Origin of the sequence: Flavobacterium sp. NG2, assembly GCF_034119845.1 — a bacterium.
Taxonomy (GTDB): Bacteria; Bacteroidota; Bacteroidia; order Flavobacteriales; family Flavobacteriaceae; genus Flavobacterium.
In genome coordinates this window covers 2,358,757-2,379,079 of the sequence record NZ_CP139420.1, presented here as the reverse complement: position 1 = coordinate 2,379,079, position 20,323 = coordinate 2,358,757, and the positions used below count along the sequence as shown (strand labels likewise).

At 34.4% G+C, this 20,323-nt stretch carries 14 protein-coding genes; 7 read left to right on the top strand and 7 right to left on the bottom strand.

Features of this window, described 5'->3' with window-relative positions; genetic code table 11:
* Positions 1 to 5 precede the first annotated feature (5 nt).
* Positions 6 to 557, top strand: coding sequence for a PepSY-associated TM helix domain-containing protein (locus SLW70_RS09745; RefSeq protein WP_320888138.1), 552 nt, complete (start codon positions 6 to 8; stop codon positions 555 to 557).
* Between the two features lie 75 nt (positions 558 to 632).
* On the opposite strand, the gene SLW70_RS09740 is transcribed toward SLW70_RS09745, so the two are convergent.
* The gene (locus SLW70_RS09740) at positions 633 to 3,266 is read right to left on the bottom strand and encodes a valine--tRNA ligase (protein ID WP_320891782.1); all 2,634 of its coding nucleotides are present in this window, start codon (positions 3,264 to 3,266) and stop codon (positions 633 to 635) included.
* Positions 3,267 to 3,479: 213 nt separating this feature from the next.
* On the opposite strand from SLW70_RS09740, the gene SLW70_RS09735 reads away from it, so the two are divergent.
* The gene (locus SLW70_RS09735) at positions 3,480 to 3,869 is read left to right on the top strand and encodes a DUF1573 domain-containing protein (protein ID WP_320888137.1); all 390 of its coding nucleotides are present in this window, start codon (positions 3,480 to 3,482) and stop codon (positions 3,867 to 3,869) included.
* Positions 3,870 to 3,909: 40 nt separating this feature from the next.
* On the opposite strand, the gene SLW70_RS09730 is transcribed toward SLW70_RS09735, so the two are convergent.
* Positions 3,910 to 5,241: a PDZ domain-containing protein gene (locus SLW70_RS09730; RefSeq protein ID WP_320888135.1), complete on the bottom strand. Its 1,332-nt coding sequence runs from the start codon at positions 5,239 to 5,241 to the stop codon at positions 3,910 to 3,912.
* Between the two features lie 124 nt (positions 5,242 to 5,365).
* Between SLW70_RS09730 and SLW70_RS09725 the strand changes: the two genes are divergently transcribed.
* From SLW70_RS09725 to lgt, 5 genes are all read left to right on the top strand, one after another.
* Positions 5,366 to 6,589, top strand: coding sequence for a pyridoxal phosphate-dependent aminotransferase (locus SLW70_RS09725; RefSeq protein ID WP_320888133.1), 1,224 nt, complete (start codon positions 5,366 to 5,368; stop codon positions 6,587 to 6,589).
* Between the two features lie 190 nt (positions 6,590 to 6,779).
* On the top strand, positions 6,780 to 7,451 hold the full coding sequence (gene folE / locus SLW70_RS09720) for a GTP cyclohydrolase I FolE (protein ID WP_320891781.1): 672 nt from the start codon (positions 6,780 to 6,782) through the stop codon (positions 7,449 to 7,451).
* 108 nt (positions 7,452 to 7,559) lie between these two features.
* The gene (gene cysS / locus SLW70_RS09715) at positions 7,560 to 9,038 is read left to right on the top strand and encodes a cysteine--tRNA ligase (RefSeq protein WP_320888132.1); all 1,479 of its coding nucleotides are present in this window, start codon (positions 7,560 to 7,562) and stop codon (positions 9,036 to 9,038) included.
* A gap of 67 nt (positions 9,039 to 9,105) precedes the next feature.
* Positions 9,106 to 9,339: a membrane protein insertion efficiency factor YidD gene (yidD, locus tag SLW70_RS09710; protein ID WP_320888130.1), complete on the top strand. Its 234-nt coding sequence runs from the start codon at positions 9,106 to 9,108 to the stop codon at positions 9,337 to 9,339.
* 188 nt (positions 9,340 to 9,527) lie between these two features.
* Entirely contained in the window at positions 9,528 to 10,457 is a 930-nt protein-coding gene (gene lgt, locus SLW70_RS09705) for a prolipoprotein diacylglyceryl transferase (protein ID WP_320888128.1), read from the top strand.
* A gap of 77 nt (positions 10,458 to 10,534) precedes the next feature.
* On the opposite strand, the gene SLW70_RS09700 is transcribed toward lgt, so the two are convergent.
* The 5 genes from SLW70_RS09700 to gyrB all read right to left on the bottom strand — a co-directional run bounded on the left by SLW70_RS09700 (position 10,535) and on the right by gyrB (position 19,828).
* Positions 10,535 to 12,778: a T9SS type B sorting domain-containing protein gene (locus SLW70_RS09700; protein ID WP_320888127.1), complete on the bottom strand. Its 2,244-nt coding sequence runs from the start codon at positions 12,776 to 12,778 to the stop codon at positions 10,535 to 10,537.
* Between the two features lie 148 nt (positions 12,779 to 12,926).
* Positions 12,927 to 13,550: an acyloxyacyl hydrolase gene (locus SLW70_RS09695; RefSeq protein WP_320888126.1), complete on the bottom strand. Its 624-nt coding sequence runs from the start codon at positions 13,548 to 13,550 to the stop codon at positions 12,927 to 12,929.
* A 131-nt stretch (positions 13,551 to 13,681) separates the two neighbouring features.
* The gene (gene secDF / locus SLW70_RS09690; protein ID WP_320888125.1) at positions 13,682 to 16,648 is read right to left on the bottom strand and encodes a protein translocase subunit SecDF; all 2,967 of its coding nucleotides are present in this window, start codon (positions 16,646 to 16,648) and stop codon (positions 13,682 to 13,684) included.
* Between the two features lie 226 nt (positions 16,649 to 16,874).
* Positions 16,875 to 17,810 carry a malate dehydrogenase gene (gene mdh / locus SLW70_RS09685; protein ID WP_320888124.1) on the bottom strand — a complete coding sequence of 312 codons (936 nt, stop codon included), beginning with the start codon at positions 17,808 to 17,810 and terminating at the stop codon, positions 16,875 to 16,877.
* A 71-nt stretch (positions 17,811 to 17,881) separates the two neighbouring features.
* The gene (gene gyrB / locus SLW70_RS09680; protein WP_320888122.1) at positions 17,882 to 19,828 is read right to left on the bottom strand and encodes a DNA topoisomerase (ATP-hydrolyzing) subunit B; all 1,947 of its coding nucleotides are present in this window, start codon (positions 19,826 to 19,828) and stop codon (positions 17,882 to 17,884) included.
* Between the last annotated feature and the right edge of the window lie 495 nt (positions 19,829 to 20,323).

The window sequence follows — 20,323 nt, the reverse complement described above, 5'->3', positions numbered from 1 at the left end:
TCCAAATGATAAAAAAAAGCACTCTTAGAAATCTACATCGCGACCTTGGTTATTTTTATCTAGGTCTAATTATTTCCTTTGCCTTTTCAGGTTTAATGATGAACCATAGGGAAAATTGGCATCCAGAAAAGTACACGATAGAAACCAAAACCATCGAAGTAAAATTACCCGAAAAAGGCGAAATTGATGATGATTATGCTAAAGACCTTGGCGAAAAATTAGGCATAAAAGATAAAATGAGACGTCAAATGATCAAAAAAAATACCTTTAGAATATCATTTGAAAAACACGATGTAGAAATTGATATGAAAACAGGAAAAGGTGAAATTGTATCATTTTTTAAAACACCAATAATTAGCCAAAGTATGAGTTTACATAAAAACACCTCAAATTTTTGGATTTACTATTCTGACATTTTTGCTTTGAGTTTAATATTTATAGCCCTCACAGGAATTATCATGGTAAAAGGAGGTAAATTCAGTTTCAAAAATCGAGGATGGAAACTTGCCCTTGCAGGCATTATTTTTCCTTTACTATTTTTAATCCTACTCTCTTAAAGCAACTATTACTTAAAAAAAATCCCAATACTGAAATTTTCAGTATTGGGATTTATACTATATAAGGGCTGTCAATTATTGTAAACCAGCCAAACTTTGTTCGATTGTAGCAATCTTAGCCAAAGCATCAGCCTCCTTTTGACGCTCGTTTGCAATCACTTTCTCAGGTGCACCTGCTACAAATTTCTCATTTGAAAGTTTCCCTTGTACTGATTTAAGGAATCCTTTAGTGTAATTCAATTCAGCTGTCAATTTCGCAATTTCCTCTTCGACATTAATATTTCCAGTAATTGGAATAAAATATTCATTAGAGTTTACACGGTAAGACAAAGCACCATCTACTTTTTCAGTTACATATTCAAATGACGAAATATTCCCTAATTTGGTGATAATACTATCAAAATAAGTCGAAACCGCATCGTTATTAATTGCTTTTAACTCAATAGTATCTTTGAACGGTATGTTTTTATCCTTACGAATAGTTCTCAACCCTGAAATAACGTCCATAGTGATTTCAAAATCTGAAATCAGGTTCGCTTTAAACGGTTTTGATTCTGGCCAAGTCGAAACGATAAGCGCTTCTTCAGTGGTTCTTTCTGTAATATGTTGCCAAATTTCTTCAGTTAAGAAAGGCATGAATGGGTGTAATAATTTCAGGTTATTTTCAAGCATTTCTATTGCTTTCGCAAAAGTGGTGCTATCAATTGGCTGTTGGTATCCTGGTTTAATCATTTCTAAGAACCAAGAACAGAAATCATCCCAAACCAATTTATAGATTCCCATCAAAGCCTCTGAAATCCTGTATTTTTCAAAATTATCTTCAATCTCAGCCAAAGTTTGTTGGAACTTCGCCTCGTACCATTCAATGGCCACTTTTGAAGATTCAGGTTGTGGAATAGTCTCTGAAACTTCCCATCCTTTGATTAATTTGAAGGCATTCCAAATTTTGTTCGAAAAAGCTTTTCCTTGGTTACATAACTCCTCATCAAACATAATGTCATTTCCTGCCGAAGCACTCAATAACAATCCTACACGAACCCCATCGGCACCAAATTTCTCAATCAATTCCAAAGGTTCAGGAGAATTCCCTAATGATTTAGACATTTTACGTCTTTGCTTGTCACGAACCAAACCAGTCAAATACACATTTGAAAACGGTTTTTCACCAGCGTATTCGTAACCTGCGATAATCATTCTCGCTACCCAGAAAAACAAGATATCTGGACCGGTTACCAAGTCATTTGTTGGATAATAATATTTAAACTCTTCGTTCTCTGGATCCATAATTCCTCCAAAAACCGACATTGGCCACAGCCAAGAAGAAAACCAGGTATCTAGTGCATCAACATCTTGTCTTAAGTCAGTAGTTTGAAGCTGGGAATTAGCAGTTTTTTCTTTGGCTAAAGCCAAAGCATCTTCTATGTTCTCGGCAACTACGAAATCTTCTTTCCCATCTCCATAATAGTAGGCCGGAATTTGTTGTCCCCACCACAATTGACGAGAAATATTCCAATCACGAATATTGTTCAACCAGTGTGCATACGTATTTTCAAAACGTTTTGGATGTAATTTAATATCACCGTCTTCAAGAACCGATTTGATTGCTGGTTTTACTAAATCCTCCATTTTAAGGAACCATTGGTCAGACAAACGTGGCTCAATAACCGCTTTTGTTCTTTCAGAAGTTCCCACTTTATTAAGGTGAATTTCTGTTTTAGCTAAATCACCATTTTCTTCTAATTCTTTAGCAATCGCTTCACGAACCGCAAAACGATCTTGACCTTGGTAATGCAAACCAAAACTATTCAAGCTAGCATCTTCGTTGAAAATATCGATAATTTCCAAGTTATGCTTCTCTCCTAGTGTTTTATCATTCATATCGTGTGCAGGCGTTACTTTCAAACAACCTGTTCCAAATTCGATATCTACATATTCATCTTCAATAATAGGAATCACACGACCACATATAGGTACAATGGCTTTTTTTCCTTTTAAATGAGCAAAACGCTCATCGTTAGGATTGATACAAATAGCAGTATCTCCAAAAATAGTTTCTGGACGTGTCGTTGCTACTGTCAAAAAGTCCTCAGAACCTTCGATTTTATATTTTAGGAAATACAATTTTCCTTGTCTTTCTTCAAAAATAACCTCTTCGTCAGACAAAGTAGTTTTTGCTTCTGGGTCCCAATTTACCATTCGGTACCCACGGTAAATCAAGCCTTTGTTGTATAAATCCACAAAAGATTTTATCACAGAAGCCGACATATCAGGATCCATGGTGAACTTCGTACGTTCCCAATCGCAAGAACAACCCAATTGTTTTAATTGTTCTAAAATAGTGCCTCCATATTTATCAGTCCAATCATAAGCATGTTTTAGGAATTCCTCACGTGTTAAATCAGATTTATTAATTCCTTCCGACTTTAATTTAGCCACAACCTTAGCTTCAGTCGCAATCGAAGCGTGATCTGTTCCAGGAACCCAACAAGCGTTGAATCCTTTCAAACGAGCTCTTCTAATTAAAACATCCTGAATAGTATTATTCAACATATGCCCCATGTGCAAGACTCCTGTCACGTTTGGCGGCGGAATAACTATACTATAAGGTGTTCTGTGGTCTGGAGTTGAATGAAAATAGTTGTTTTTCATCCAGTAGTCATACCACTTATTCTCAATATTCTTAGCGTCAAATTGTGCAGGAATTGTCATTTTATCGTCGATCATTTTAATCATTTAATTGGACTAACCACCTGATTCAGTTACCATAACAACCGAACCCGTAATTATGTTTTTAGACTTTGGTCTGATTCTTGTAATTCAATAAGGGAACAAAAGTAAATAATTAAGTACACTATAAAAAGAGAAATAAAAATTTGTGTACTAATTAAAACAAAGTATATTTACTTTATTAAACCAAACCAAATGAAAAAAATAGCCACTTTTATAGCTTTCCTGACTTTTTCTTGTATTGGATTTGCACAAAATGGAGCTAAAATAGACTTTAAAGCTAAAAACAATACTATTGATTTCGGAGCTATTTCAAAAGACAAAGACAATGGTGTACGCGTTTTTGATTTCACGAACATTGGTAACAGTTCGTTAATCATCTACTCTGTACAATCGACCGCTAGCTGTTCTATTCTTTCAAAAACACCTATTACTGTTTTGCCAGGAAAATCAGGAAAAATCGAAATTAAGTACAATATGAGCCCTGGGCCTATTAGAAATACCATTACAGTTGAATCTAATGCTGTAAATTACGACGAAGGTCGAATCCCATTAAAAATAAAAGGTGAGGTACTCGCTAATTAAAAAACAAAATACTCCTTGAAAAACTTGGAGTATTTTTTTTTTACAAAATATCAATTAATTTAAACCTAAATACCATTACTCTCCCCTGCCTATCGACTTCAATTGTGATCCATTTTTCATGCTCAGATTGTAACAGCCCATTTAGCTCTTGCAAAGAATATTTGTAAGCCTCCTCATTATCAACCCTAAGAATAATATCTCCTATTTGCAAACCAGAGGCTGCCGCTAACGATTTTTCTCTAATATTTGAAATTTTATAAACAGGCTTTAATTCAAAATTATATTTCAAATCTGAAGTTGTTTTTTCGATACCAGAATCAAAGATAGTATGCGTTTTAACCGAAATTGTTTTTTGTTTTTCCTCAATTCTTACTAGCTGCATCCCAGCGTGAATAATTTCGATACCACTTTTATTATACAAAAATGGAGCGTTAAACTCCCTATTAGGTGCCAAAAACAAAGTACTGTTTTTATAATCCATCACCAAGGAAAATCTTTTAAAAATACCTCCTCCAACCGAACCCATTCTTTCAGGTATGAACTTAAAAAGCTTTACAGCTATAGAGTCTGGGAAAGCAACTATGGGTTTTGAAAATTTAAAATCAAAAATTTCAAAACTTTTAGCCAAAGCCCTTCGCCCCATTATATCACCATTAAATCCGCGCCCTAAATAGTCTTTAAAATTTTTATCTGGAACTTTTATTTTATCGTTTTCATTTTCAAATAGCCATACTGAATCACTATTCCCAATATCTACAAGTAATTTAACTGGAATATAATTATCTTCAAACTTCACTTTCCCTTTTAAATAGGGTTTACCCTTAACGATTTCTATTGGAACCTTAGTGAATTTTCGATTAATCAATTTTCTATTCTTACTATTATCATCATAGACCGTTATCATTTTATTATGATAATCAATCTTTACCAAATTATTCTTAAAAAAAGTGTGACCGATAACTCCATTAACTGGAATGCCAATATAGGTCGAGAAATTAAATTCCTGTCCTAATATAATGTATACTATATTGGGGTAGGACTTCATTCCTTTAATTTCTAATAAATTATCCGATGATTTCAATCCATCAACAATAGTATCACTACCAAACCCCCTAATGGCAATTTTTTCAACATTTTTGAAACGGAGATTATCTTTTTCCTCTACGCTAAATAGCAGAGTTTGACCTATTCCTGAGTCCAACAGAAAAGTTAATTCTACACCGTTTACTTTTATAGGGATAAACACCAAATTATTAATCAATTTAAAAGAAAAACGAACCTTATTCTTCTTTTTTATAAATTGAAAATCACTTTGTCCCATGACAGAAAAGACATAGAAAAACAGAAAAAAAAAGTAACATATTTTTTTCATGAATCGTCGTTTTCATAAAATTAAGCAAAAATCCTGCTTTTACAGTTATATATCTACAAATAGTGAGTACAACGTAGAGGAGATTAAAAAAAAATTCGCAAATTTGTATTAAAATAAATAAACAATGCCAAATATTTCTATTAGAGGTAAAAGAATGCCCCAATCCCCAATTCGAAAACTTGCTCCTTATGCAGATATTGCCGTTCAAAAAGGACATAAAGTATATCACTTAAACATCGGACAACCTGATATTAAGAGCCCCGAATTAGCCATTGAAGCCCTAAGAAACTTTGAATTAGATATCATTGAATATGGCCCTTCGGCTGGGTTTGATAGTTACAGAAAGAAACTAGCCAAGTTTTATAATGACCAAGATATTGATGTTAATTTTGAAGACATCATGATTACTACTGGAGGTTCAGAAGCATTGCTTTTTGCTTTAGGAAGTATTATGGATCCGGGAGATGAAATTATCATCCCAGAACCATTTTATGCTAATTACATTGCCTTTTCTGAAGAATCAAGTGCAACCGTAGTCCCTGTAAATACTGTTTTAGAAAATGGCTTTGCTTTACCATCAATGGATGCTTTTGAAAAAGCAATTACTCCAAAGACTAAAGCGATACTAATATGTAATCCAAGTAATCCAACAGGAAATTTATATTCTGAAGACGAAATTAAGCAGTTAGGAGAAATCGTTAAAAAACACGATTTGTTTTTAATTGCAGATGAAGTATATCGTAAATTCATTTATGATGGAGATGAGTTCTTCTCAGTAATGAATTTAGTTGGGCTTGAACAGAATGTCATTATGATTGACTCTGTTTCTAAAAGATACAGTATGTGCGGTGCACGTATAGGCTGTATGGTGACTCAAAACAAGCAAGTTATCGCAACAGCAATGAAATTTGCTCAAGCAAGATTATGCCCTCCTACTATTGGACAAATTGCTTGTGAAGCTGCTATTGCTACACCTCAAAGTTATTTTGATGAAGTAATTGCTGAATACAAAGAAAGAAGAGACACTCTTGTGGCTGAGTTAGACAAAATTAAAGGGGTTGTGGTAAACAAACCAAAAGCTGCTTTTTATTGCATCGTAGAATTACCTGTTGACAATACAGAAGATTTTGCACAATGGTTGCTTGAAAAATATGACCTAAACGGTGAGACTGTAATGATTTCACCTGCTTCTGGATTTTATTCAACTCCTGGATTAGGATTAAATCAAGTTCGAATTGCTTATGTATTGAAAAAAGAAGATTTAATACAAGCTGTTCATATTTTAAAAGATGCAATTCAGGTTTACAACAAACAGAAAGAAATCAATACTGTTGAAGCTAACAGCTAAGAAAATAATATATATAAAAACAACGGCAATTACTAAATACTAGTTTTGCCGTTGTTTTTTTTAATAGACAAATGCGCTTTTAACAATAAAATGATTTTAAATTAATTATTAAAACCTTTAGAAATTCTTTAGTATTTATTAATTATCTTTACCGCCTTAAAATATACACCCATTATAATAGTAGTTTTTGATGATACAAAATGAAGAATTACATGACGAAATAGGAGACAATCATATTGGTTCATGTGCAAAAAATCCCCTCCGAGAAGACGCTTTTGATATTTCTGACGAAGAAAAAATTGAAAAAATAAAAAAAGATGTTGAAAATATCCTACAAACGCTAGGAATGGATTTAACAGATGACAGCATCAAAGGGACTCCAAATCGTGTTGCCAAAATGTTTGTAAAGGAAATTTTTGGAGGATTAAATCCTTCTAAAAAACCTAAAGCATCAACATTTGAGAATAATTACAAGTATGGTGAAATGTTGGTTGAAAAAAACATCACATTATATTCGACTTGTGAACACCATTTACTTCCAATTATTGGTAGAGCGCATGTTGCTTACATTTCTAGCGGAACCGTAATAGGACTTTCAAAGATGAATCGTATCGTAGAACATTTTGCTAAAAGACCTCAAGTACAAGAGCGTTTGACCATGCAAATTGTTCAAGAATTACAAGAAGCTTTAGGGACTGAGGATGTTGCTTGTGTAATTGATGCGAAGCACCTTTGTGTTAATTCACGCGGTATCAAAGACATTGAAAGTAGCACCGTAACCTCTGAATTTGGAGGAAAATTTAAAGAAGACAAAACACGTAGAGAGTTTTTGGATTACATCAAATTTGATACTAAATTTTAAATGCTTGCCTAATGCCCTAGCCCTGATGGAAGCGGCATCCTTTTTATGGCTTTTTCTGCCATAAAAAGATACAGCGGACAGCAGGAAAAAGCTCCAAAAAAAATAAAAATGCCTTTATATAGCACTCAAACCTTAAAATTATACAACTCACTTTCGGGAGAAAAGGAAACGTTCACACCTATCCATGAAGGAAATATAGGAATGTATGTTTGTGGTCCTACCGTATATAGCAATGTTCATTTGGGAAATTTACGAACGTTTATGTCGTTTGATGTGATTTTTCGTTACTTTCTCCATTTAGGATACAAAGTGCGCTATGTACGAAACATTACAGATGTGGGGCATATGGTGGATGATGCTGACGAAGGGGAAGATAAGATTGCAAAAAAAGCACGTATCGAACAACTGGAACCTATGGAAGTCGTACAACGCTATACCGTTGATTTTCACGAAATCCTTAAAGCTTTTAATTTCCTTCCGCCTAGTATTGAACCTACAGCGACTGGACATATCATTGAACAAATTGAGATTATTAAAAAAATCATAGATTCAGGGATAGGTTATGAAGCTAATGGCTCTATCTATTTTGATGTTGTAAAATTTAATGAAACCAATAATTATGGTAAATTAAGTGGTCGCAATATCGAAGATATGTTAGCAAACACTAGAGATTTAGACGGTCAATCTGACAAGAGAAACCCTCAAGATTTTGCTTTATGGAAAAAAGCAGAGCCACAGCACATTATGCGCTGGCCTTCGCCTTGGAGTGATGGTTTTCCTGGTTGGCATTTAGAGTGTACAGCAATGAGCACCAAATACCTTGGCAATCATTTTGATATTCACGGTGGTGGAATGGACTTGAAATTCCCACACCATGAATGTGAAATTGCTCAAAACGAAGCTTGTACAGGGCAAACACCAGTAAATTACTGGATGCATGCCAATATGTTGACTTTGAACGGTAAAAAAATGGCCAAATCAACGGGGAACAACATCTTGCCTGGAGAGATTTTATCTGGAAAAAATTCAATTTTAAGTAAAGCTTTCTCCGCTTCGGTAACACGTTTTTTCATGTTACAAGCACATTACAGAAGTATTCTTGATTTTTCGGACGATGCTATTGTTGCTGCAGAAAAAGGATATAAACGTTTGATGGAAGCACTAAGCACAATCAAACAACTGAGTCCTAGTACAACTAGTTCAATTGACATTGCATCTTGGAAGCAATTGTGCTATGATGCGATGAATGACGACTTCAACTCCCCTATCTTGATTGCTCAATTGTTTGAAGGAGTTCGTTTCGTAAACTTACTTAAAGACGGAAAAGAAACTTTAAATGCTGCCGATTTAGAAACTTTCATTTCAGCGATGCATGCTTTTGTTTTTGATGTACTAGGTCTAGAAAACGAAAAAGCTGGAGATGGCTCTAATGACAAATTAGAAGGTACCGTAAAACTCTTAATCGAAATGCGAAATCAAGCACGAGCAGATAAGAATTTTGCTTTATCAGACCAAATTAGAGACCAATTATTAGCGATTGGCATCCAATTAAAAGACAGTAAAGAAGGCACTAGCTTTTCTATATAAATCAGATTCAGGTTCGCTTTTGTTTTAAAAAGCGAGCCTGTTTTTTTTTCAACCAAAGACTATCCAAATGAAAATTACCACTCCATTCATAGTTCTTGTTCGGTTTTATCAGACGGCAATTTCGCCATTTACTCCTGCTGCTTGTCGTTTTGAACCTACTTGTTCCTCGTATATGATTGAGGCTTTACAAGTTCACGGCCTCATACGTGGTGGTTATTTGGGGATAAAAAGAATTTTAAGCTGTCACCCTTGGGGAAAGACAGGTTATGACCCTGTACCTCCTAGAAATTGTAAGCATTAAAAAAAAATTAAGGACTTAGAATAATAGAAACTTTTTTTTTGATGTAGCCATTTTACTTAAGATAGAAAATCATAGCTACAGGACTCAAAACAACTACAATTCCATTTCATAAGAAAAAGTTATAACAGCAATTTAATATTGCTACTAGCAACAAAAACAGTATTTTTACGCCAAATTATTAAAATAAGATGACACACGCTTTAAACATTGTTTGGAACCCATCAGAAGGTATCGATTTAGGATTTTTTATCATTCGTTTTTACAGTTTAATGTTTGTAATTGCCTTTGGACTAGGTTGGTACATCATGAAGAAAATCTTCGAACGCGAAAATGAATCTATTGAGAATTTAGATTCTTTATTTGTATGGACTGTTTTAGCCACTTTAATTGGTGCGAGATTAGGACATGTTTTGTTTTACGATTGGGAGTATTTTCGTAATCATCTTGCTGAAATATTTTTACCTTTCCGTTTTTCACCTCAATTTGAATTTACAGGATATCAAGGATTAGCAAGTCATGGTGCTGCTATATCCATTATTATCGCAATGTATTATTACAGTAAAACCGTAATCAAAAAGCCGTTATTATGGATTTTAGACCGCGTTGTAATTGCAGTAGCTAGTGGGGCTATCTTTGTTCGTTTTGGTAACTTTTTCAATTCGGAAATTGTAGGTAAAAAAACAGACTCGGCTTTTGGTATCCAATTCATTAGAGATCATTTTTCACCTAGAGAGGCCGTTTCGTTGACCAATATCGCAAACCCAACAGAAGCATATGCTGCTATAGCCACCAATCCAAAATTTGCTCCGTTATTACAACAAGTACCTATGAAGCATCCAGCTCAGCTATACGAAGCTTTTTGCTACATCTTTGTATTTGTACTATTGTACTTTTTATACTGGAAAACTGAAGCCAGAAACAAACGAGGATACCTATTTGGGTTATTCTTAGTATTATTATGGACCATTCGTTTTATTGTTGAGTTTGTAAAAGAAAGTCAAGGTGGATTTGAGAGTTCTTTAGGTTTGTTTTCAACAGGACAATGGCTTAGCATTCCCTTTATTTTTATTGGCTTCTATTTCATCTACACTGCAGACAAACCGATTAAAATAAACTAAAAGAAAGTTCTAAAAAAGAAAAGCGGGTATTCCAATTAGTGAATACCCGCTTTTCTTTTTACCTTTATTTATTCTTATTATCTCTTTAGAGAAAAGTGAGATCGAAACTTTTTAACTACGTTATTTTCTACATAATCAATTTGAAACCAATAATCTGTTGCAGGCATTGGGTTTCCATTATAATAACCATTCCAGCCAGCTCCATTTGGTCTAATCTCCGCTAAAAGCTTACCATAGCGATCAAACACATTTATTTTTGCATTTATATCATTTTTTAATGAAACAATATTCCATGAGTCATTTAGTCCATCACCATTTGGAGTAAAAAATCGTGGAAAATCAACTACGAGGATATTCGATTTAGTAATCGGAAAACTACATCCAGCAGGATCAATAACCGTTACAGTATGAAGCCCATAAGATACGTTTTCAAAAATAGGACTTGATTGTAAAGGTCCAAAATCCATTTGATATAAATAATCATCTGGTAGCGTAGCATTTATCGTTACAATTTGATTCTCTGCAAAGGCATCAGAAACCGTCCACTGAAAATCGACTAAATTATTAGTAGGCTTAACAGTTATTGCTAGCGTTTTACTACTAGCACATTGACCTGCATCAGGAGTAAACACATAATTAGTCGTTCCTAAAACAGAACTATCAACAAATGAAGGACTCCAAGTACCTGTTATTTGCGGCGTATTTTCAGAAGCAGCTGGTAAAACATAGTTTCCAGAATTTTCACAAACCACTGAAGGTACCGAACTAAAATTAGGTTCTATAATTGGATTTACAATTATAGTCATATTAAATATAGTACTACATTGGCCCGCATCAGGGGTAAAAGTATAGGTTGTTGTCTTCGTATTATCTATTGCTGGAGACCAGCTTCCAGTATATCCGTTATTTGATGTGGTAGATAATGCAGCCAATGCACCTCCTGAACATATTGGAGATACTGCAGTAAATGTTGGATTTACCCTAGGATTAACCGTTATAGTCATACTCGTATTTAAAGCACACTGACCAGGTGTTGGAGTAAAAGTGTAGGTAGTTGTAGTCGTGTTATTTATTGCTGGAGTCCAAGTCCCTGTAATCCCATTATTTGAAGTTGTTGGTAATGGCGCTAATGCATCACCAGAACAAATAGGACCTACTGGATTAAATGTAGGCGTAACATTGTTTGGTATTACCGTAATTGTAACCGTTGTAGGTGATGCTGTAACACATTGTCCTGGATTAGGATTGAACGTATAAGTTACAGGTCCTAAAACCGCTGTATTTACAGTCGAAGGTGTCCATGTTCCAGTTATAGGAGGTGTATTATTTGAACTCGTAGGTAAAACTGGTGCTGCTGTATTTTGGCAAACTGTCGATGGTATACCATTAAAAACTGGAGAAGCCACAGGCAATACGGTGACATTTAAAGTTTGCGTAGATGCGCAAGGAAACAAAACTGGATTAGGTGTAAAAACATAACTTCCGCTAGTTGTATTGTTTATTACTGCCGGTGACCAAGTACCTGAAATACCATTAGGAGATGTAGGTCCTAAAACTGGAGCTACAGAACCTGAACAAATAGGCGGAATGGGAGCGAAATTTGGATTTACAGTAGTAGGACTACAAGGTACAGTACATGTTATAACCGAACGATCACAAGGGTAGGTAGTATGCCATAAAGTCAACGTTACCGATTGTCCTGGTGATAACCCAAAAACCTGTAAATTAGAAGGACCTGTAGTTCCGTTAACTGCAGGACCACCATTAACAGTATAAAAATAAGTGTATTGATTAGGCAATCCAAGAGTATTCGTCCAATCAAAGTAAACAGAAGAGTATTTATCTGCAGCAGCGATTTGAGTTGGATCACATCTTAAAAGTAAAATTTTAGAACCGTTATCCGCCACTACATTCACAACTATAGAAGCACGAGGACTTACAGCCGTACCATCCGTTTGACTAACATAATAAGTAGTAGTACCTACTGAATTAGTAGAAGGTGTCGGCGCTGTAGTTGTTGGTATACCTCCTGTTGCAGCTGTACCATACCAAATTAAAGTATGACCACTCAAAGCTGTAGCTGTTAGTGGCGAAGCAACACTATTTTGACAATAATATATTGGAGAATTTACAACAGGTGCTGGTGGAGCAAGAACATCTAGATTTGGGTGATTGAAAACGCTCATTTTTGAGTTCAAAATAACCTTTTCATTAACATAATCAACATTAGCATTCTCAATTAATGAGCTAGCAAACAGACCAGTATAACAACAAAAGAAAATTAAACTAAGAAAACTTAATGTATGGATTTTTTTTTTCATAATTTAAATCATTTACAATTGAACCAAACGGAAGAATTTCATTACGTCAATATTTAGTAAATATATAAAATTTGAGACTCTAATAAAATTAAAACGAGACAGAATTAGGAATAATTAAAGTAAAAAAATAAAAAATAAGCTGCTGCATTTACAACTTATAAAGAAGTCCTAATTCTATATTTTTGGTATTAAAACCAGCATTTGAACTTTGCAGTCCAGCATTAGACACATGTCTGACATTAGCCCCTAAATCTAATCTGAGATTGTACTTCTCTATAGAAATGCCAAAACCAAACACATCCGAAAAAGCAAATCCTTTTGATAATCGTTCCGTTTCTGTATCGGAAATCATTGGCCCTACACTAGCCTGAACATAAACACTTAACCCTCTATATATTGCTGTTCTAACTATACCACCAATATTTACAATATATTGATTAATATCCTTCATTTTTGTATATTTCTCTCTTCTTTCTAAGTAATTATACTCTTCTGGTTGCACAAAATAGAAATTCAAAAGCTGATGGGTACCAAAATTAATTTCAGGCTGGACTACTAATTCGTACGTAAAAACGCTAGACTTTTTCAATTGATAATTCCATTCTAATTTATAATATTCATTGGTAAAAGTATAATTAGAATTTTCAAACTCATTTCCAAAACCAGATTTTAGTCCTATAAAGATTGTATGATTTTCTGCTTGGGAATAAACCGCACACCAAACAAAAACGAAAAACAAACAAAGAATTTTATGCAAACTTTTTATTTCCATTGTTAAAACTATTATTAAACCAAAAATAACAATTCAGAGAACAAAACTGAATCATATAATCAATTTATTAATTATCCATAAAAAAAGACCCAACTAAAAGTTGAGTCTTTTTAAAAAACTATTCGGTCTTTTTAAGCCGCTTCATGTTGTCTTTCAACAATTGATTTATCTTCTTTTGAAATTGTATCCACTAATACTGGTGTTGCAATAAACAATGAAGAATAGGTTCCTACTATGATACCAACAAGCATAGCAAAGATGAATCCTCTAATAGACTCTCCACCAAATACAAACATAATCAACAATACCACAATCATTGTTAATGACGTATTGATTGTTCTAGACATCGTTGTATTAATCGATTGATTTACAATTTCAGAAAAGTTACCTTTTGTTTTTCCTGCTAAGAACTCACGTACCCTGTCAAATACAATTACTGTATCATTCATCGAATAACCAATAACTGTTAAGATTGCAGCAATAAAGTGTTGATCTATCTCCATTCCGAAAGGCATAAACTTATAACATAAAGAGTAAATCCCCAATACGAAAATAACATCATGGGCAACCGCTGTAATAGCTCCTAAACTGTATTGCCATTTTCTAAAACTAATCATTAAGTATAAAAACACTAACACCATAGCACCTAAAACAGCCCAGTATGCATTAGTTTTAATATCCTCAGCAACTGTAGGTCCAACTTTCGAAGCTTGTAAAACCCCAACTTTTTTACCATCATACGCATTGATAAACTTATCATAAGTCAAATCAGCAGCATAATGATGCTTTAAAGACTCGAACAAAAGTTTATTAACTTCTTGATCAGCTTTAATTCCGTGCTCTTGAACTTTGTATTTTGTAGTTACTTTTAATTGATTGTCATTACCAAATACTTTTGCTTCAGCACTTCCAAAAACTTTTGTCAATTCTTCTTTCACAACTTCTGCTTCAACTGGTTTCTCAAAACGGATTTGGAAAGTTCTACCTCCTACAAAATCCACACCTTGATCTAATCCATTAGTAGATAATGATACAATACTAACAACAACAACGATAGCTGAAAATATATAAGCTAATTTTTTCTTTCCTAAGAAATCAAAATTGAAATTGTTGAATATTTTTTTAGAGAAATTAGTAACGAAAGTTAAATCATTCTTAGATCTTAAATTTCTATCCAAAAAGATTCTTGCGATAAAAATAGAAGTAAACAATGAAGTAGCAATACCAATTAACAAAGTAGTAGCAAAACCTTTAATTGGTCCTGAACCAAAGATAAACAAAACTGCACCTGTTAAAATATGCGTTACGTTAGCATCTGTGATTGAAGACATCGCTCCAGTCCAACTATAAGAAGTTTTTATAGCTTCTTCAAGCGTTTTACCATCTCGTAATTCTTCCTTGGCTCTTTCATATATAATAATATTCGCATCTACCGCTGTACCCATTGTTAATACAATACCCGCAATACCAGGCAATGTAAGTACTGCACCTAAACTTGCTAAGATTCCAAACAAGAAAAGTAAGTTGACTGCCAATGCAATATTTGAATACCAACCTGCTCTTCCATAATATACCATCATCCAAAGAGAAACGATAAGCATCCCAATAATTGCAGAAGTAGTTCCATTATCAATAGCTTCTTGCCCTAAAGATGGCCCTACCACTTCAGACTGAACAATATCAGCTGCTGCTGGTAATTTACCTGCTCTCAATACATTTGCTAAATCTTTAGTTTCAGTTACATCAAATGTCCCTGAAATGATTGAACTTCCACCAGAAATAGCTTCGTTCACATTTGGTGCAGAATACACAACATTATCCAAAACAATAGCAATTGCTCCTTTTTTAGCAGCCACACTTGCCGTTAATGCTTCCCAAGCTTTTGCACCTTGTCCACTCATCTGCATAGAAACAGAAGGTTTTCCTAATTGGTCAAACGAATCTTTAGCGTCAGTTACAACACCACCGCTCATAGCAGCAACGTTATCTCTATTTCCTTTTAATGCATATAACTCAACAGCATCAACACTTTTATCTTTTGCATCTTTGATCGTTGTCAATTTACCCCAAACAAATTTAGCATAACGCTGTTCTGGAGCTAATAAAACTCTAATATCAGCTCTTTTTAAATAACTATTAATAACAGCCGTATCTTTTGGCGCGAATAATCCTAAAATTGGACCACCACCTTGTGATAACATTTTATCGAATAAAGGATTATTACCCGCTTTAGTAGCAGTAGAATCTTTAGCATCCGTTAATAAAGCACTCAATGAATCTTTAACAACTGCTTTCTTTTCAACCTTATTGATTTCAGTTTTTTTCAACGACTCATTAGCAGCCATTAAAAAGTTTCCGATTTCTTCAACTTTATAAGTTTCCCAAAACTCTAATTGAGCTGTACTTTGTAATAATTTTTTAATTCTATCCACATCTTTAGCACCTGGCAATTCCACCAAGATACGTCCAGATTCTCCTAATTTTTGAATATTTGGTTGTGTAACCCCAAATTTATCAATACGCTTTCTAAGTACACCAAAAGCACTTTCTACTGACTCATCAACTTTTCTTTTGATTACTTTTTGAACTTCAGCGTCTGACATTTGAAAATCAACACCACCTTCACCTTGCAATGAACGGTTTGCGAAAATATCAGGAGAAGCTAGCTTTACAGTCCCTTTTGAATTTGCAGCAAAAGCCTCAAAAAAAGCATCTATATACGTTTGATTTCCTTTTTGATTAGCAGTAGCATCTGCCAAAGACTTATTAAAAACAGGATTTTTAGAGTTATTAGACAACCCTTTCAAAATGTCTTTTACAGAAATTTGCAATATCACATTGATACCACCTTCTAAGTCAAGACCTTTATTAATTTGTTTGTCTTTTACTTCATCAAAAGTAAAATCAACAAATCCTAAGTTAAACACTTTTTCTTTACTAATAGAATCTAAGTATTTCAATTCTTTATCAGGATCTCCAGCGGCATAAGCTTTTGCGTCACTTTTAATTGAACTCGAAACAAATGTGAAAGAGAGTTGGTAAATACTTACCAATGCAAATAGAATTGCGAAAAATTTAATAAGTCCTTTATTCTGCATTATTACTAAAAATTAATTATTTTATTATTTATATTATTTTTTATTTTAAATCCTAAAATACATACCTATACCTTCTTTTTATGTCTAAAAAGAAAAAATTAAATTGTATTATTTTAATAAACCGAGCAAATATATAATTCTGGTCAAGACTAACCAATTTATTTATTAATTAATCTCAAAAAAAAGACTGCAAAAGTGCAGTCTTTACTTTTATATGGTCTATTTTTTATCCTAAAATAGCTTTCAAGGCATCATTCATCTGTCGAACAGCGTCGGCACTCTTCGCGAATAATGCTTTTTCAGTTTCGTTTAACTTAATATCTAAAATTTCCTCTACTCCATTTTCTCCAATAATACAAGGAACACCAATACAAATATCATTTTGCCCATACTCCCCTTCTACATAAACAGAGCAAGCAATCATTTTTCTTTGATTATTCAAAATACTATCCACTAAGAAAGCAACCGATGCTCCTGGTGCATACCAAGCTGAAGTCCCTAACAATCCCGTAAGAGTAGCTCCTCCTACCATTGTATCTGCAGCTACTTTTTGTAACACTTCATCAGACAAAAACTGTGTTACAGGTATTCCATTGTATGACGCTAAACGTGTTAACGGAATCATAGTCGTATCACCATGACCACCAATAACCATAGCTGAAATATCATTTACTGGTTTATCTAAAGCTAACCCTAAATAAGTTCTAAAACGAGAGCTATCTAACGCCCCTCCCATTCCTATAATTCTATTTTTAGGCAAGCCCGTTGATTTCAATGTCAAATAAGTCATAGTATCCATAGGATTGGAAACAATGACAAAAATAGCATTAGGCGAATATTCCAATACATTTTGAACTACCGACTTAACGATTCCTGCATTAATACCGATGAGCTCTTCACGAGTCATTCCTGGTTTTCTAGGAATTCCAGAAGTTACTACTACTACATTACTATTAGCAGTTTTAGAATAATCATTAGTCACCCCTGAAACGGTAGTGTTAAAACCAGTATTTGTAGCACATTGCATGATATCTAACGCTTTCCCTTCGGCAAAACCTTCTTTAATATCTAATAACACTACTTCACTCGCTATTCCTCTATAAGAGATTACATCCGCACAAGTTGCACCTACATTACCTGCACCTATTATTGACACTTTCATATTAAACAATTTAATCAGTTAATTAGTTATTTAAACAGCCATTTATAAAACGACTGCTCTAAAATACTAAATTAAGCATCAATATTTGCATAAACTGCATTTTTTTCGATGAATTCTCTACGTGGCGGAACTTCATCCCCCATCAACATCGAAAACACACGATCAGCTTCAGCTAAACTATCAATAGTTACTTGTCGTAAGGTTCTGAAATCTGGATCCATTGTCGTTTCCCACAACTGCTCTGCATTCATCTCTCCAAGACCTTTATAACGTTGAATAGCGGCATTTCCTCCCATTCTTTCGTTGGCTTGATCACGTTGATCATCCGTCCATGCATATTCTTTCTTGTTTCCTTTTTTAACTAAGTACAAAGGTGGTGCTGCAATATATACGTGCCCTTCTTCAATCAATTCTTTCATAAATCTAAAGAAGAATGTCAAAATCAAAGTTGAGATATGACTACCATCGACATCGGCATCACACATAATGATTACTTTATGGTAACGTAGTTTTGAAATATTCAGAGCTTTACTATCTTCTTCAGTTCCAACAGTTACACCTAGTGCAGTGAAAATATTTCGAATCTCTTCATTTTCAAAAACTTTGTGATGCATTGCTTTTTCAACATTCAAAATCTTACCTCTTAATGGTAAAATTGCTTGAAAATTACGGTCACGACCTTGCTTAGCCGTTCCACCCGCCGAGTCTCCCTCGACAAGATACACCTCGCATTTTGCAGGATCTTGCTCAGAACAGTCAGATAATTTACCTGGCAATCCACCGCCACCCATTACAGTTTTACGTTGCACCATTTCACGCGCTTTTTTAGCAGCGTGACGCGCTTGAGCAGCCAAAATTACTTTTTGAATAATAACACGAGCATCATTTGGATTTTCTTCCAAATAAATCTCCAGCATTTCGGCAACAGCCTGACTTACTGGCGAAACTACTTCTCTATTCCCTAATTTGGTTTTAGTTTGCCCTTCAAATTGTGGCTCTGCTACTTTTACCGAAATAATTGCAGTCAATCCCTCACGGAAATCATCCCCAGCAATTTCAAACTTTAACTTATCCAACATTCCAGAAGCATCCGCATATTTCTTAAGGGTTCTTGTCAAACCACTTCTAAAACCTTGTAAATGCGTTCCTCCTTCGTGTGTATTGATATTATTCACATAAGAAAAGATATTCTCTCCATAACTAGTGTTATAAATCAAAGCCACTTCAACAGGAATCTCGCCTTTATCGCTATCCATTGAAATTACATGCCCAATAATTGGCTCACGGTTTCCATCAAGGTAACGGATGTATTCTTTCAATCCTTCATTCGAATGAAACACCTCCGAAAGGAAATTCCCATCCTTATCGGTTTCTCTTTTATCTGTAAACGTAATCGTAATTCCTTTATTCAAGAAAGACAATTCACGCATACGAGCAGACAACGTATCGTATGAATACTCTGTAGTTTGCGTAAAAATAGTTGGATCTGGATAAAAAGTTACAATGGTCCCTCTTTTAGTAGTATCACCAATTTGTTTTACAGGATACAAAGCCTTTCCTCTTTCGTACTCTTGCTCATAAATCTTTCCGTCACTACTATGAACAGTCGCTCTTAAGTGAGATGATAAGGCGTTCACACAAGAAACCCCTACACCATGTAAACCTCCAGAAACTTTATAAGAGTCTTTATCAAATTTACCTCCAGCACCAATCTTAGTCATTACAACCTCAAGCGCAGAGACTCCTTCTTTTTTATGCATTCCAACTGGAATACCACGACCATTATCTTCAACCGAGATAGAACCATCTTCATTTATATCGACTCTAATGGTATCACAATGACCTCCCATTGCCTCATCAATAGAGTTATCTACAACCTCATAAACCAAGTGATGAAGTCCTCGAACACCTACATCTCCAATATACATGGAAGGACGCATTCTTACGTGCTCCATTCCCTCTAACGCCTGAATACTATCAGCTGAATAATTATTTTCTTTCTTGATTTCTTCGCTCATATTTTTTATTCTAAAATGTACTTTTTTTGTCTAACGAACAAATATATAAAAACAGAATTTAGAACACGACTTAAATAGAGTTTTAACCACTTAAGTTATTAACAAAAATTGTCAATTTCGACAGTAAAAATCAGCAAAACAACAATCAATTTCCATTAAAATATTGATTCTTGAATTTGATTATTATTTGGGCGTGCCACCACTAAGCAAAGGGGCTTACTTTTGATTGCGCTTATTAAGCCCCTTTACTTAGTGCTGTCGGGCTATCCGCTCCGCTATGGCGGATTGCTTCTATCCCTCACGCAAGTCCGTGCACACTACTCCACAAACAACATTCATCAAAATTAGTTTCAAAATAGCACCTGCGTAATTCTGCTAAATCTGCGTGCTTATTTTTTTACGCAGATTTGTCAGATTTAAAAAACTTAAAATAGAACTACATAAAAATGCAACAGTAAATTAATTTCATGTAAAACCTACCTGTCCGCAAAATCA

What these genes read in the sequence shown, in the direction of transcription:
- SLW70_RS09745 (WP_320888138.1), top strand. Translation starts at nt 6, where the DNA reads ATGATAAAAAAAAGCACTCTTAGAAATCTACATCGCGACCTTGGTTAT.
- SLW70_RS09740 (WP_320891782.1), bottom strand. Translation starts at nt 3,266, where the DNA reads ATGACAATTCCTGCACAATTTGACGCTAAGAATATTGAGAATAAGTGG.
- SLW70_RS09735 (WP_320888137.1), top strand. Translation starts at nt 3,480, where the DNA reads ATGAAAAAAATAGCCACTTTTATAGCTTTCCTGACTTTTTCTTGTATT.
- SLW70_RS09730 (WP_320888135.1), bottom strand. Translation starts at nt 5,241, where the DNA reads ATGAAAAAAATATGTTACTTTTTTTTTCTGTTTTTCTATGTCTTTTCT.
- SLW70_RS09725 (WP_320888133.1), top strand. Translation starts at nt 5,366, where the DNA reads ATGCCAAATATTTCTATTAGAGGTAAAAGAATGCCCCAATCCCCAATT.
- folE (WP_320891781.1), top strand. Translation starts at nt 6,780, where the DNA reads ATGATACAAAATGAAGAATTACATGACGAAATAGGAGACAATCATATT.
- cysS (WP_320888132.1), top strand. Translation starts at nt 7,560, where the DNA reads ATGCCTTTATATAGCACTCAAACCTTAAAATTATACAACTCACTTTCG.
- yidD (WP_320888130.1), top strand. Translation starts at nt 9,106, where the DNA reads ATGAAAATTACCACTCCATTCATAGTTCTTGTTCGGTTTTATCAGACG.
- lgt (WP_320888128.1), top strand. Translation starts at nt 9,528, where the DNA reads ATGACACACGCTTTAAACATTGTTTGGAACCCATCAGAAGGTATCGAT.
- SLW70_RS09700 (WP_320888127.1), bottom strand. Translation starts at nt 12,778, where the DNA reads ATGAAAAAAAAAATCCATACATTAAGTTTTCTTAGTTTAATTTTCTTT.
- SLW70_RS09695 (WP_320888126.1), bottom strand. Translation starts at nt 13,550, where the DNA reads ATGGAAATAAAAAGTTTGCATAAAATTCTTTGTTTGTTTTTCGTTTTT.
- secDF (WP_320888125.1), bottom strand. Translation starts at nt 16,648, where the DNA reads ATGCAGAATAAAGGACTTATTAAATTTTTCGCAATTCTATTTGCATTG.
- mdh (WP_320888124.1), bottom strand. Translation starts at nt 17,810, where the DNA reads ATGAAAGTGTCAATAATAGGTGCAGGTAATGTAGGTGCAACTTGTGCG.
- gyrB (WP_320888122.1), bottom strand. Translation starts at nt 19,828, where the DNA reads ATGAGCGAAGAAATCAAGAAAGAAAATAATTATTCAGCTGATAGTATT.